At 75.1% G+C, this 13,171-nt stretch carries 11 protein-coding genes and 1 pseudogene; 7 read left to right on the top strand and 5 right to left on the bottom strand.

The genetic code is table 11. The features are described 5' to 3' along the window. Positions 1 to 54: 54 nt before the first annotated feature. Positions 55 to 2,154 carry a prolyl oligopeptidase family serine peptidase gene (locus FHL80_RS08645; RefSeq protein ID WP_138733027.1) on the bottom strand — a complete coding sequence of 700 codons (2,100 nt, stop codon included), beginning with the start codon at positions 2,152 to 2,154 and terminating at the stop codon, positions 55 to 57. A 221-nt stretch (positions 2,155 to 2,375) separates the two neighbouring features. Here FHL80_RS08645 and FHL80_RS08640 point away from each other — a divergent pair, with 221 nt between their 5' ends. Both FHL80_RS08640 and FHL80_RS08635 read left to right on the top strand, forming a co-directional pair. After that, positions 2,376 to 2,888, top strand: a complete 513-nt coding sequence (locus tag FHL80_RS08640; protein ID WP_138733026.1) for an HNH endonuclease — start codon at positions 2,376 to 2,378, stop codon at positions 2,886 to 2,888. Further along, positions 2,888 to 3,799, top strand: a complete 912-nt coding sequence (locus FHL80_RS08635) for an SCO6745 family protein (RefSeq protein ID WP_246078557.1) — start codon at positions 2,888 to 2,890, stop codon at positions 3,797 to 3,799. The genes FHL80_RS08640 and FHL80_RS08635 overlap by 1 nt, the downstream gene beginning before the upstream one ends. A gap of 85 nt (positions 3,800 to 3,884) precedes the next feature. Here FHL80_RS08635 and kynU read toward each other — a convergent pair whose 3' ends face one another. Continuing rightward, on the bottom strand, positions 3,885 to 5,135 hold the full coding sequence (gene kynU / locus FHL80_RS08630) for a kynureninase (RefSeq protein ID WP_138733025.1): 1,251 nt from the start codon (positions 5,133 to 5,135) through the stop codon (positions 3,885 to 3,887). A 37-nt stretch (positions 5,136 to 5,172) separates the two neighbouring features. Here kynU and FHL80_RS08625 point away from each other — a divergent pair, with 37 nt between their 5' ends. Genes FHL80_RS08625 through FHL80_RS08615 form a run of 3 tightly spaced genes read left to right on the top strand, consistent with a single transcriptional unit; the run spans position 5,173 to position 7,521 of the window. After that, the gene (locus FHL80_RS08625; protein WP_138733024.1) at positions 5,173 to 6,603 is read left to right on the top strand and encodes an amidase; all 1,431 of its coding nucleotides are present in this window, start codon (positions 5,173 to 5,175) and stop codon (positions 6,601 to 6,603) included. 41 nt (positions 6,604 to 6,644) lie between these two features. After that, positions 6,645 to 6,989 carry an aa3-type cytochrome oxidase subunit CtaJ gene (gene ctaJ, locus FHL80_RS08620; protein ID WP_138733023.1) on the top strand — a complete coding sequence of 115 codons (345 nt, stop codon included), beginning with the start codon at positions 6,645 to 6,647 and terminating at the stop codon, positions 6,987 to 6,989. Positions 6,990 to 6,996: 7 nt separating this feature from the next. After that, the gene (locus tag FHL80_RS08615; protein ID WP_138733022.1) at positions 6,997 to 7,521 is read left to right on the top strand and encodes a DUF5130 family protein; all 525 of its coding nucleotides are present in this window, start codon (positions 6,997 to 6,999) and stop codon (positions 7,519 to 7,521) included. Positions 7,522 to 7,581: 60 nt separating this feature from the next. Here FHL80_RS08615 and pepN read toward each other — a convergent pair whose 3' ends face one another. After that, positions 7,582 to 10,131: an aminopeptidase N gene (gene pepN / locus FHL80_RS08610; RefSeq protein ID WP_138733021.1), complete on the bottom strand. Its 2,550-nt coding sequence runs from the start codon at positions 10,129 to 10,131 to the stop codon at positions 7,582 to 7,584. A gap of 147 nt (positions 10,132 to 10,278) precedes the next feature. On the opposite strand from pepN, the gene FHL80_RS08605 reads away from it, so the two are divergent. After that, positions 10,279 to 10,941 (top strand): mycothiol-dependent nitroreductase Rv2466c family protein, encoded by a 663-nt coding sequence (locus FHL80_RS08605; protein WP_138733020.1) that lies wholly within the window; start codon positions 10,279 to 10,281, stop codon positions 10,939 to 10,941. A 74-nt stretch (positions 10,942 to 11,015) separates the two neighbouring features. Next, a pseudogene (locus FHL80_RS08600) lies at positions 11,016 to 11,794 on the top strand (SDR family oxidoreductase). Here the strand turns inward: FHL80_RS08600 and FHL80_RS08595 are convergent. Continuing rightward, positions 11,787 to 12,545, bottom strand: a complete 759-nt coding sequence (locus tag FHL80_RS08595) for an MBL fold metallo-hydrolase (RefSeq protein WP_138733019.1) — start codon at positions 12,543 to 12,545, stop codon at positions 11,787 to 11,789. The pseudogene FHL80_RS08600 and the gene FHL80_RS08595 sit on opposite strands and share 8 nt — an antisense overlap. Next, positions 12,542 to 13,171, bottom strand: a 630-nt coding sequence (locus FHL80_RS08590; protein ID WP_138733018.1) for a DUF429 domain-containing protein, incomplete at its 5' end; no start/stop codon positions are given. The genes FHL80_RS08595 and FHL80_RS08590, both read right to left, overlap by 4 nt.

Here is a 13,171-nt window from a genome sequence, read left to right as displayed (position 1 = left end):
CGGATATGGGGCGTCGTCGTTCCGGTACGTTGCGGTCGTCGGAGAACCCGCCGGTCAGCTCTTTGCCGCGGGGGAGGGCTGACCGGCGGGGTGCAGTCCGGTGAAGGCGGCCAGGAAGGCCAGCTGGTCGGCGGCCAGACCCACCGTGCGGCTCACCGCGCGGGCGCCGTGACCCACCGACAGCTCCCGTCGGAGCACGATCGGCGCCTCCGCGCTGGTGGCGTGCTGCAGCGCCGCGGCGAGCTTGCGGGCGTGCAGCGGATGGACCCGGGTGTCGGACTCGAAGGTCGTGAACAGCACCGCGGGGTAGGCGGTGCCCTCGACCACCCGGTGGTACGGCGAGTAGCCCAGCAGCCAGCCCAGCTCCTCCGGGTCCGAGGCGGTGCCGTACTCGTCGTTCCAGGTGCGGCCCAGACCGAACAGCTCGTACCGGACCATGTCCAGCAGCGGGGCGCTGCACACGACGGCGGCGACCAGGTCGGGGTGCTGGGTGGTCATCGCGCCCACCAGCAGCCCGCCGTTGGAGCCGCCCATCACCGCCAGCTGCGCCGGCGTCGTCCAGCCGCTGGCGATGAGGTGCTCGGCCGCGGCGGTGAAGTCGTCGAACACGTTCTGCTTGCGCTCCCGCATGCCGGCCCGGTGCCAGTCCTCGCCGTGCTCGGAGCCGCCGCGCAGGTTGGCCACGACCCACACGCCGCCGGCGGCGACCCAGGCCAGCGCCTGAGCGCTGTAGGCCGGGGTGAGCGAGACGTTGAAGCCCCCGTAGCCGTACAGGACGGTCGGCCGTGGCGTCTCCGGCGTCCCGGTCTGCGACAGCACGAACAGGTGCACCGGCGTCCCGTCCGCCGAGGTCGCGTGGGTCTCGACCACCCGCACGTCCGGGACCGGGCCGGCCACCGGCGCCTGCTCCCAGGTGGTGAGCGCGGTCGGGTCGGCAGCGTCCCAGCGCAGCACCGAGGGCGGGGTGGAGTGGTCGGTGAAGCCCACCCAGGCCGTCGTCCCGCCCTCCGGGGGAGCGCTCACCCCGGAGACGCTGCCCGGGTGCAGGTCGCTGACCTCGGCCAGCCGGCCGCTCCCGTCGGCCGACCACAGCGAGAGCCGGTCGGTGGCGTCGACGGCGTGCACGGCGAGCACCTGCAGGCCGCCGTCCGGGGAGTCGACCAGCGCCAGGTCGGACAGCACGCCGTCGGGCTGCTGCGGGACCACCTCGCGCCAGGCCGCCGGCGCCCAGCTCGCCGGGTCGGCCGGGTCGGCGACCACCAGGCGGTTGCGCGGCGCGTCGCGGTCGGTGTGCAGCCAGAGCCGGCCGTCGCGGGCGACCCAGGCGGTGGTCTGCGCGTCGACGCCGACCTGCAGCTCGCGCAGCGCGCCGTCACCGGCGAGGTCGGCCAGCCAGACGTCGTCCCGGGGAGCTGTGCCGATCGAGGCGGAAACCACCAGCCAGCGGCCGTCGGCGCTGGTGCGGGCACCGAAGTAGGTGGCCGGGTCGGCGCCCTCGCCGTGGACGAGGACGTCGGAGTCCGGGTCGCTGCCCACCCGGTGCCGCCACACCCGCCGGTGGAACTGCTCCTCACCGGCGGGCACCAGCTCGGGAGCCAGCCGGCGGACGTAGAACAGCTCCTCGCCGCCGGGCAGCCAGGCGACGGGGGAGTAGCGGCAGCGGTCGATCGGGCCCTCGAGCACCTCGCCGGTGCCGACGTCGAGCACGAAGAGCTGGGACTCCTCGTCGCCGCCCACCGAGAGCTGGTAGGCCAGCCGGTCACCCTCCCAGCTGGGCGACCAGGCGTCGAGCGTGGTGGTGCCGGCCGGGTCGAGCGCGGTCGGGTCGATGAGCACCCGGACCGTCCCGTCGGGCTCGGTGACCCGCAGGACCGCGTGCTCCTGACCGGGGTCGCGCCGGGTGGAGAAGGCCCGCCCCCGCCGCCGGACCGGGATGCCGACCGCGCCGGCGTGCACCAGCTCGGTGAGGCGGTCGGCGAAGGCCGCGCGGGTGGGCAGACCGGTCAGCAGGCCGGTGGCCAGCTCGTCCTGGCCGGCGGCCCACGCGGTGGTGCGCGGGTCGTCGTCGTCCTCCAGCCAGCGGTAGGGATCGGCGACCGGGTGACCGTGCAGGTCCTCCACCAGGTCGAGGCGGGGGGCGTCGGGGTAGCGCACGCGCCGACCGTAGCCGGGCCCCCTGACAGCCCGGCATCTCACAGCACGGTGGGACAGTGCAGGATGAGCGTGCCCGTGGGCTGTCGAAGCCGTCGGTGGCCCGGGGCACTCGGAGGTGTCCCGTGTCGATCACCGCACTCGGGTCGTCGTCCGCGCCGGGGCACCCCGGCGCCCGCCACGACCGCTCCCTCGCTCCGCACGCGCCTGCCCCGGCTCCGTCCATGACCGGTGCGACGCTCCTGCTCAACGCCACCTACGAGCCGTTGTGCGTGGTCTCCAGCCGCCGCGCGGTCGTGCTCGTCCTGGCCGCCAAGGCCGAGGCCGTCGACGTCACCGACGACGAGGTGCACGCCGAGCGGATCACCCTGGCCGTGCCGATCGTGGTGCGGCTGACCCGCTACGTGCGGGTGCCCTACCCGGTCCAGGTGCCGCTGTCCCGCCGCGCCGTGTTCACCCGTGACGGGTCGACCTGCGTCTACTGCGGCGGCTCGGCGACCAGCATCGACCACGTCGTGCCGCGCAGCCGAGGGGGCACGCACACCTGGGACAACGTCGTCGCCGCCTGCCGGCGGTGCAACCACACCAAGGCCGACCGGTCGCTGGCGGAGATGGGCTGGTCGCTGCCGCACCCGCCGCGCGCCCCCAGCGGCGCGGCGTGGCGGTTGCTGGGGCACCGGACGGTCGACCCCCGGTGGCGGGAGTGGCTCGGCATGCCCGACTCCGTGAGTGCCTGATGGAGGACCCTCCTGCCGCCCAGCCCTCGCGGGCTCGGGCCGGGTCCCTGCAGCAGGGCCACACCGTGGCGCGGCGCCTGTGGGCGCTGGGTGAGCCGTTCCACGCGCTGACCTACTTCGCCGACGAGGCCCGCACCGCCTTCGCCGCCGCCGGGCTGCGCACCTTCTGGGCCGGCTACTTCGCCGGCCGGGCCGCTCCGCTGGGCGCCGTCGGCCCGGAGGTGGTGACGGCGACCTTCGCCTCCTTCGCGCCGGCGTTCGTGGCGCGACGGGTGCCCGAGGTGTGGTCGACGACGTCCCCGGCCGGGGCGCTGGCCGCCCGGCTGGCCGGGGTCGACGCCGCCGTGCAGCGGGCGCTGCCGGGCTGGGCCGACTCGACCGCTGCCGTCGAGGCCGCCACCCTGGCCCGGTGGGCGGCGGAGGCGGTCGACCTCCCGGGCCGCCCGCTGGCCGCGGCGAACTCCGCGCTGCCCGTTCCCGAGCAGCCGCACCTCGCGCTGTGGCAGTCGCTGACGACGCTGCGCGAGCACCGCGGTGACGGGCACCTGGCCACGCTGATGCAGCACGAGCTGCTCGGCCTGCCCGCGCTCGTGCTCAGCGCCGCGGCCGGGACGACGTCCGCCGACTGGCTGCAGAAGGCGCGCGGCTGGTCGACCGACGAGTGGACCGACGCCGGGGTCGTGCTGACCTCCCGCGGCTGGCTGGCCGACGGCGAGCTGACCGCCGACGGGCTGGCGCTCCGGGCCGCCGTGGAGGCGGACACCGACCGGCTGGCGCAGGGCCCGTGGGCCGCGCTCGGCGAGGCCGGCTGCGACCGGCTGGCCGAGCTGCTCGTGCCGGTGCGCCGCGCCGTCACGGCCGCCGGCGACTGGCCGCCGCACAACCCCATCGGCGTCCCCACCGACATCTGACGGACCCAGGGTGACGTCCTGGAACGGCCCTCGTGCAGGGGCCCGCCGCGAGCTCGCGAGTGGTGGGGGGCACGAGGGTCCTCCATCAGGTGACGCGGGCCCGCTGGGTCGGGTAGCTCTCGTGCGCGCCCTCGGCGAGCACGGTGCGCAGCCGGTCCATCGCGTCCCAGACGTCGACGAACCGGGTGTAGAGCGGTGCCGGGCCCAGCCGCAGCCGGTCCGGCGTCCGGAAGTCCGGGACGACGCCGCGGTCGACCAGCGCCTGGGTCAGCTGCCACGCCTGCGGGTGCGCCAGGCTGACGTGCGAGCCCCGGCGGGCCACCTCCCGGGGCGAGGCGACGGTGACGCCGTGCCCGGCCAGCCACTCGTCCGCGAGCGCGATCACCAGCTCGGTGAGCGCGCGGCCCTTGGCCGTGAGGCGCTCGATGCCCGCCTCGGCGGAGATCCGGGCGCCGACCTCCACCGCGGCCATGGCCAGCACCGGCGGTGTGCCGACGCCGAACCGGTCGACGCCGTCCGCCGGCTCGTAGGCCGGCCCCATGGCGAACTGGTCACGGGCGCCGAACCAGCCCCAGATGGGCTGGCGCAGCTGTTCCTGCAGCTCCCGGCGGACGTAGAGGAACGCCGGCGCCCCCGGGCCGCCGTTGAGGTACTTGTAGGTGCAGCCGACGGCGAGGTCCGCGCCGGCGGCGGTCAGCTCGGCCGGCACCGCCCCGGCGCCGTGGCTGAGGTCCCACAGGACGATGACCCCGGCGTCCCGGGCCAGCCGGGTGACCTCGGCGATGTCGACGAGGGCTCCGGAGCGGTAGGCCACCTGGGAGAGGACGAGGACGGCGACCCGGTCGTCCAGCGAGGCGGCCAGCACGTCGAGGTCCAGCCCGGTGTCGATGTGCGCGTCGACCTCGCGGACGGTCAGGCCGCGGGCGGCGGCCACCCCGGCCACGACGTACCGGTCGGTGGGGAAGTCGTCGGCGCAGCAGACCAGCACGTCGCGCCCCGGGCGGGCGTCGACCCCGGCGACCAGCAGCTTGTAGAGGTCGACACTGGTCGTGTCCGAGACCAGCACCTCCCCGGGCCGGGCACCCAGGACGCCGTCGGCCAGCACGTCGCCGATCCGGCGGGACTGCTCGACCCAGCTGCTCCAGGACCCGACGAGGCCGCGACCCCACTCCTGCTCGACCACCCGGGCGACGGCCGCGGGCGTCTCGACGGGCAGCCGGCCCAGCGAGTTGCCGTCCATGTAGAGGCCGCCGTCGACGCCGGTGAACCGGGCGCGGAAGGCGGCGAGCGGGTCGGCGTCGTCCAGGGCGGCAGCCGCGGCGCGGGAGAGGTCCACCTGCCCATCGTGGCGCAGCCCCCGCTAGCGTCCGGCCGTGACCTCGTCGACGGGTACCCAGCTGCACGACCTGACCGCGCTGGAGCAGGCGGCCGTCGTCCGGGCACGGGAGGTGAGCCCGACCGAGCTGGTCGAGCACGCCCTGGCCAGGATCGACGCCCTCGACCCGGGGATCGGCGCCTTCATCACCGTCACCGCCGACCGGGCCCGTGCGGCGGCCGCGCGCGCCGACCAGGCCGTCGTCGACGGCGCGGAGCTGCCGCCGCTGCACGGCGTGCCGACGGCGATCAAGGACCTGAACAACACCGCCGGGGTGCGGACGACGATGGGCTCGCGGGTGCTCGCCGAGTTCGTGCCCGACGTCGACGACGCCGTCGTCACCGCACTGGCCGCCGCCGGCACCATCTCGGTCGGCAAGACGAGCACACCGGAGTTCGGGTTCCCCTGCTACACGGACAACGACCTGACCGGCCCTGCCCGCTGCCCCTGGGACACCACCCTGCTGGCCGGCGGCTCCAGCGGCGGCGCGGCCGCCGCGGTCGCGGCCGGCCTGCTGCCGTTCGCCCAGGGGTCCGACGGCGGCGGCTCGATCCGCATCCCGGCCGGCATCAACGGGTTGTTCGGCATCAAGCCCAGCCGCGGCCGGGTGAGCAACGCGCCGTACAACTCCGAGGTCACCGCCCTGGGCGTGCAGGGCCCGCTGGCCCGGACCGTGCGGGACGCCGCGGCGATGCTCGACGCCATGGCCGGCCCGGTGCCCGGCGACCCGTTCTGGGCGGCGCCCCCGCCGGCCGGGGAGAGCTTCCTCGGCTACGCCGACCGGGCACCGGGCCGGCTGCGGATCGGCCGGTACCTGGACTCCGGGCTGCCCGGCGCCGAGCTGGACCCGGAGGTGCGCGCCGCCTTCGAGGACGCCTCGACACTGCTCGCCGAGCTCGGCCACGACGTGGAGGACCTCCCGTCGGGCCCGCCCACCGCCGACATCTACGGCTCCTTCGAGGTGGTCTGGGCGCTGTCGGCCACCACCCTGCCGGTGCCCGAGGCAGGTGTGCCGCACCTGCGGCCGCTCACCCGGTACCTGCGCGAGCGGGGCCTGGCGCTGTCGGCCCGGGACGCGATGCAGGCGATGTTCGTCCTCCGGCTGTTCGCCCGCCGGTTCATCGAGGCCACCAGCCGGTACGACGTCCTGCTCTCGCCGATCTGCACGATGCCGCCCCGCCCGGTGGGCTGGTTCGGCGACGACGGTCCCGAGGACTTCGAGCGGCAGAAGCGCTACGCCGCGTTCCCGGCCGTCTACAACGTCACCGGTCAGCCCGCGGTCAGCGTGCCGCTGTGGTGGACGGCGGCCGGGCTGCCGATCGGGACCATGCTGGTGGGTCGCCCCGCCGACGAGGCGACGCTCATCTCGCTCGCCGCCCAGCTGGAGCAGGCCCGGCCCTGGGCGCACCGCCACCCCGCTCTGTGGTGACCTGCCAGGCCGGGGTGCCGGTGTCCCGGTAGATTGCGGCCATGCCCGTGACCGAGACCGTGCTCATCTACGGCGTCATCCCGCTGGCGGTCTTCCTGCTGCTGGCGGCGCTGACCCTCCTGCCCGGGCGGGGCAAGGACCGGACCAAGTACCGCCCCGGCCAGCCGTGGGACGTGGCGCCGATCTGGTACGAGCCGCACCCCGATGCCTCCGGTGCCGGCGGTGGCCACGGGGAGGATGCGCACGCCGACGGCCACGTGACCCCGAGCCTCGGTGCCACCGCCGCCGCGCTGGCGATCGGCGAGCACCCGCACGTGCCGCAGGAGCAGCAAGAGCCCGACGCCCACCGGCGCACCGCCGCCGGCGGCGCCCGCGGGACCTGGTGACCGCGCCATGAGCACCGCCTTCTCCGCCGCCCCGTCACCCTCCGGAGACCCCGCCCCGATGTCCCAGCAGCTCGCCACCCGCGACACCTCGCCCGCCGACACCCGCGGCACCTCGACCTCGGACACCAGCGGCTCGGTGGTCGACGAGTCCGGCGGCACCACCCCGTTCTCCTACCAGGACCTGTCCCGCCTCGACGAGGCGCTGACCATGTCCTCGAAGGAGACCGGGCTGCGCTTCACCCTCTACATCGGGGAGCTGGGCACCGACACCCGGACCACCGCCGAGGGTCTGCACGCCCGCTCCGGCGGCGACACCTCCACCAGCGTGCTCGTGGCGATCTCGCCCGGGCAGCGGGTGCTGGAGATCGTCACCGGCACCGCCGCCGCCCGCCGGCTGCCCGATCGGGCCTGCGCCCTGGCGGTGCTGTCGATGACCAACCGCCTCGGCTCGGGCGACCTCGTCGGTGCGATCGTGAACGGCCTGCGCCAGATGTCCGACGCCGCCGGTCGCCCCTCCCGCCGCTCGCACTGAACCAGCCACGCCGCGCCCTGCCCTTGGATCAGGTGACCTGATCACCGGCCGGCGTGCGGGTCAGCCGGCGGCGGCGTCCCGCTTGCGCGCCCAGAGGGCCCGGGCGACGCCATCGCGGCCCTCGCTCACCAACCGGCGCAGCGGTGCCGGGACGTCGTCACCGGCCAGGAAGGCGTCGGCCTCGGCGACCGTCCGCTCCTCGATCACCTTCGGGAACAGGTACTCGACGGCGTTCTTCGCGATCTCGCCGGGCCGGCGGTCCCACAGGCCGCGGATGTCGGCGAAGTAGCGCTCGACGTAGGGCGCCGTGAGCTCCTCCTGGGCCGGGTGCCAGAACCCGGCCACCATCGCCTCGTGCACGGCGTTCGGGATCGACTCGTCGGTGAACGCCCGCTCCCAGGTCTCCGCCTTGGACTCGGCCGTCGGCCGCAGCGCGCGGGCGGTCGCGGCCCGGCGGGCGCCGGTCGCCGTCGGGTCGCGCTCGGCCTCCGCGTCGATCTCCGTGTCGCCGGCCGCCCCGACGGCGACCAGCCCGTGCAGGAACGCCCAGCGCGCGTCGGCGTCGACGGCCAGCCCCTCGAGCTGCCGCGACCCGTCGAGCAGCCCGCGTAGCTCGGCCACGTGCTGCTCGCTGCGGGCGGCCGCGGCGAGGGTGCGCGACCACTGCAGCTGCGCGTCGCTGCCCGGCTCGGCGCTGTGCAGCGCGGCCAGCGCCTTGTCGCCCAGCAGCTCCCAGCCGGTCGGTGCCCAGGCCGGGTCCGCGTAGGCCGACAGTGCCGACTGGACCCGGGCCAGCAGGGACTGGACGACGCTGATCTCGGACTCGGCGTCCACGCCGGCGAGCACCAGCTGCACCCACTCGCGGGCCGGCAGCTCGCCGTCACGGGTCATGTCCCACGCCGCCGACCAGCACAGGGCACGGGGGAGGGACTCCGGGAGCGCACCGATCTGGCTGCGTAGCGTGGCCAGCGACCGCTCGTCGAGCCGCAGCTTGGCGTAGGTGAGGTCGTCGTCGTTGACCAGGACCAGGTCGGCGGCCGGGTGGCCGACCAGCTCGGCCACCTCGGTGCGCGCCCCGTCGACGTCCAGCTCGACGCGGTGCGAGCGGGTCAGGCCCTCGGGGCCGGAGCTGTACAGCCCGACCGCCAGCCGGTGCCGGCGCAGCACCGGGTGCGCCGGTACGGCGGTCTGCTCGATGGCGAAGGCGCTGTACCGGCCGTCCGCGTCGAGGGAGTACACCGGCCGCAGGGTGTTGACCTGGCTGGTCTGCAGCCACTGCGCCGACCAGTCGGACAGGTCGCGGCCCGAGGCCTCGGACAGCTCGCTGAGCAGGTCGTCGAGGGTGGTGTTGCCGTACTCGTGCTTGCGGAAGTACCGGCGCACCCCGGCCAGGAACTCGTCGCGGCCGACGTAGGCCACCAGCTGCTTGAGCACCGAGGCGCCCTTGGCGTAGGTGATCCCGTCGAAGTTCACCTCGACCGCCGCGACGTCGACCATGTCGGCCGCGATCGGGTGGGTCGAGGGCAGCTGGTCCTGCGCGTAGGCCCAGGACTTCTCGGTGTTGGCGAACGTCGTCCAGGCGGTCGTGTACTCGGTCGCCTCGGACTGGCACAGCGTGGAGATGTAGGTGGCGAAGGACTCGTTGAGCCACAGGTCGTCCCACCAGCGCATGGTCACCAGGTCGCCGAACCACATGTGCGCCAGCTCGTGCAGGATCGTCTCGGCACGCCGCTCGTAGCGGGCCCGGCTGGTCTTGGACCGGAAGACGTAGTCCTCCAGGAAGGTGACCGCGCCGGCGTTCTCCATCGCCCCGGCGTTGAACTCGGGCACGAAGAGCTGGTCGTACTTGTCGAACGGGTACGGGTAGTCGAAGACCCGGTGGTAGAAGTCGAACCCGGCCTTGGTGACGGCGAAGATCGCGTCCGGGTCGAGGTGCCGGGCCAGCGACGCCCGGCAGAAGATGCCCAGCGGGATGCCGTCGTGCAGGTCGGTGACGCGGGCGTAGGGGCCGGCCACCAGCGCGACCAGGTAGGTCGAGATCCGCTTGGTCGGGGTGAAGTGGACCAGCTGGGAGCCGGCGTCACCGGCCTCGATGGTCCGGTCGCCGGTGTTGCTCACGACCTGCCAGTCGAACGGCGCGGTGACGTGGACGGTGAAGGTCGCCTTGAGGTCGGGCTGGTCGAAGCAGGCGAACACGCGCTTGGCCTCGGCCGGCTCGAAGTGCGTGTACAGGTAGACCTGGGAGTCCTCGGGGTCGACGAAGCGGTGCAGCCCCTCGCCGGTGCGCGAGTAGCGGCAGTCGGCGTCCACCACCAGCTCGTTGTCCTCGGCCAGCTCCGGCAGGACCAGGCCGCCCTCCTCGGTGTAGCCGCTGACGTCCAGCTCGACGCCGTTGAGCGTGGCGGAGCGGACCCGTTCGGCGACCAGGTCGACGAACGTCTCGGCGCCGGGCGTGCGCGCGGAGAAGGTGAGGGTGGTGACCGAGCGGAACGTCTCCTCGCCGGGATGGCCCTGACCGTCGGTCACGTCCAGGAAGAGGTCGTAGCTGGAGACGGTCAGCAGCGCGGCGCGGGCCGCGGCGTCGTCACGAGTCAGGTTGGGAACTGCCACGGGACGGAGCTTCCCATGCCCGGACGACGGTCTCCTCCCCGTGTGCCCCGCCGGGCGACCGGGAACAACGGGACGGCGTCCGGACTTGCTGGCCGCAGACGACCCGGGCGCTGCCCGGCCGGACCACCGAGAACCTGAGGAGCACCCATGACCGAGGCAGTGCAGAGCGCGCCCACGAAGGCCCGCGTCGACTTCTGGTTCGACCCGCTGTGCCCGTGGGCCTGGCTCACCAGCCGCTGGGTGCTGGAGGCCGCCAAGGTGCGCGACATCGACCTGCACTGGCACGTCATGTCACTGTCGGTGCTCAACCGCGGCCGGGAGCTGTCGCCGGAGTACCAGGCGATGATGGAGCAGGCCATCGGCCCGGTCCGCGTTGCCATCGCCGCCGCGCAGCAGCACGGCGAGGGGGTGCTGGGCGACCTGTACACCGCGATGGGCACCCTCCGGCACCACGAGAAGGTGGAGCTGCCCGACCTGATCGCCCCGGCGCTCGAGCGGGTGGGCCTGCCCGCCGAGCTGGCCGAGGCGGCGGGCTCCACCGAGTACGACGAGGAGCTGGAGAAGAGCCACCACGAGGGCATGGACCCGGTGGGCGACGACGTCGGCACCCCGGTCATGCACATCGACGGCGTCGCCTTCTTCGGCCCGGTCATCAGCAGGGTCCCCACCGGTGAGGAGGCCGGCAAGGCCTTCGACGGCGCCGTGCTGCTGGCCAACCTGCCGGACTTCTGGGAGCTCAAGCGCACCCGCACCGCCGGGCCGGACATGTCCTCCGTCCCCGCCGACGCCCTCGAGCTCAGCGGCCGCTGAACCCGCGGCCATGTTGGCCAACATGGCCGTCCGGCGGCGGGTGACTGCCCCGTGACGGGGCCGTGTTGGCCAACATGGCCGTGCGGCATCCTGACCGGGTGCCGCACCCCCTCCGTCAGCGGATCTTCATCACCGGCGCGAGCGCCGGGCTCGGCGCGGGCATGGCCCGCGAGTTCGCCGCCCGGGGTCGCGACCTCGTGCTGGTGGCCCGGCGGCTGGACCGCCTGGAGGAGCTGCGCGAGGAGCTGCGCGCCCGCCGTCCCGGGATCCGGGTCGTGGTCGGTGAGCTGGACGTCGACGACCCGACGCGGTCGCCGAGGTCGTCCCGCGGCTGGCCGGCAAGCTCGGTGGCGTCGACCGGTTCATCGCCAACGCGGGGATCGGCGAGAGCGCCTCGGTCGGCACCGGGCACGCCGCCCGCAACCGCGCCGTGCTCGCCACCAACGTGCTGGGCACCCACGCCACCTGCGAGGCGGCGATGCAGCTGTTCCGCGCCCAGCACGCCGGCCACCTGGTGGTCATCTCCTCGGTGGCCTCGGTGCGCGGCATGACGGGCAGCCGCTCGGCCTACGGGGCGAGCAAGGCCGCGCTCAACTCGCTGGCCGAGAGCATCCGCGCCGACGTGCTCGGCGGCCCGATCGCGGTGACCACCGTGCTGCCCGGGTTCATCGCCACCGACCTCAACACCGGGCGCCGCGGCCCGTTCACCGTCGACCTGCCGACCGGCGTCGCGGCGCTGACCGCTGCGATCGAGCGCGAGCCGGTGCGGGCCTACGTGCCCGAGTGGCCGTGGCGCCCGGTCTCCGCGCTGCTCCGCGTGCTCCCGCTGCCGGTCCTCCGGCTGCTCACCTGAGCCGCCCGCGGGCGACCGACCGGGTCTGCTCGTCGAACGCCGGCGCGGACCCCGGTTCGGTCAGCCAGCGGGCCAGCTGCGCGAGCTCGTCGCGCTGGGCGGCGACGAACGCCGCGTCCACGACCGCGCCGTGCCCGGGGACGACGGGGCCCCGCGTCTGCGCCAGCAGCTCGGTGAGCGTGTCCGCCCACTCCAGCGGGAAGGCGTCGTCCATGGCCGGCGGCGCACCCTCCTCGACCAGGTCGCCGGCGAAGACGACGTCGTCCACCGCGACCACCAGGTCGGCGCCGGTGTGCCCGCGGCCGAGGTGCCGCAGCGACACCGTGCGGCCGCCGACGTCCAGCACCGCCGCGTCGCCGACGAGGTGGTCGGGCGGGTCCACCGGTGCCGCGGCGACCAGCTCGGCGGCCGGGTCGCCGTCGGCGAGCAGCGCGGCGACGACCGCGGCGCGCTGCTGCTCCGCGGTGCTCAGCAGCTCGGTGACGCAGTCCCGGTGCGCCCAGATGGCGGCCGGGCGGAACGCGGCGTTGCCGAAGCAGTGGTCGTGGTGGGCGTGGGTGTTGACCACCGTCCACGGGTGCGGCGTGACCGCCCGCACCGCCTCGGCGAGCGCGCGGCCCTCGCCCAGGTGCGAGCGGGTGTCGACGACCAGGCAGCCGTCCGCCCCCACGACCAGCCCGCAGTTGAGGTCCAGGTCCTGGTGACGGCGGACGAACACCCGGTCGCCGACCTCGACCCAGCCGGCGGTCACCAGCAGATCCGCATCGGCCGGCCGCGGGAGTCCGTCGACCCGTCGCCCACGCACCGCGCGGTGCCGTCGGCCAGCCGCCGGGCCGACCAGGCGGCGGCGCAGGCGTCCAGCGCGTCGACCACCGGGACGCCGGCCGGGGCGTCGGCCAGCGCCTCCTCCACGTCCATCACCGCGCGCAGCGCCGCCAGCCGCTGGACGGTGCCGCGCGCGGTCCCCTTGCGGTCGGTGACGCCGCCCAGGCCGCAGCGGAACGCCAGCTCGGGGTGCACCTCGACGACCCGCCCGGTGGGCGGCGACCCGAGCGCCTCGTCGAGCGCGCGGATCGCCGTGACCAGCATGTAGGTCTGCGCGGACGGCGCCCTCGGCGGCACGGTGGCCGCCCGGCTGAGCTCGCGGGCGTGGGCGTAGTCGCGGGCCTCGAGGACGGCGCGCACGGGAGAGGGGAACACCGAGCTCGCCGCGCCCGTCCGGCGGAGCAGGTCCCGTGCCTCGACGTCGCAGGCCCGGACGCCGTCCTCGGACAACCCGATCGGCATGTCGATGGCGACCACCGACAGGTCCGGCACGGCGAGCACCGCCGCGACGTCGGGCAGCGCCCGCAGCCGGACCGCCCGCCCGTCCAGCAG

It is taken from the genome of Modestobacter excelsi (assembly GCF_005930495.1).
GTDB classification, from domain to species: domain Bacteria; phylum Actinomycetota; class Actinomycetes; order Mycobacteriales; family Geodermatophilaceae; genus Modestobacter; species Modestobacter excelsi.
The sequence above is the reverse complement of the archived record's forward strand: the minus strand, read 5'-3'. Positions and strand labels throughout refer to the sequence as shown.

Bases quoted from the DNA above. Each gene is read 5' to 3' on its own strand.
- FHL80_RS08640 (WP_138733026.1), top strand. From the start codon at position 2,376: ATGACCGGTGCGACGCTCCTGCTCAACGCCACCTACGAGCCGTTGTGC.
- FHL80_RS08635 (WP_246078557.1), top strand. From the start codon at position 2,888: ATGGAGGACCCTCCTGCCGCCCAGCCCTCGCGGGCTCGGGCCGGGTCC.
- ctaJ (WP_138733023.1), top strand. From the start codon at position 6,645: ATGCCCGTGACCGAGACCGTGCTCATCTACGGCGTCATCCCGCTGGCG.
- FHL80_RS08615 (WP_138733022.1), top strand. From the start codon at position 6,997: ATGAGCACCGCCTTCTCCGCCGCCCCGTCACCCTCCGGAGACCCCGCC.
- FHL80_RS08605 (WP_138733020.1), top strand. From the start codon at position 10,279: ATGACCGAGGCAGTGCAGAGCGCGCCCACGAAGGCCCGCGTCGACTTC.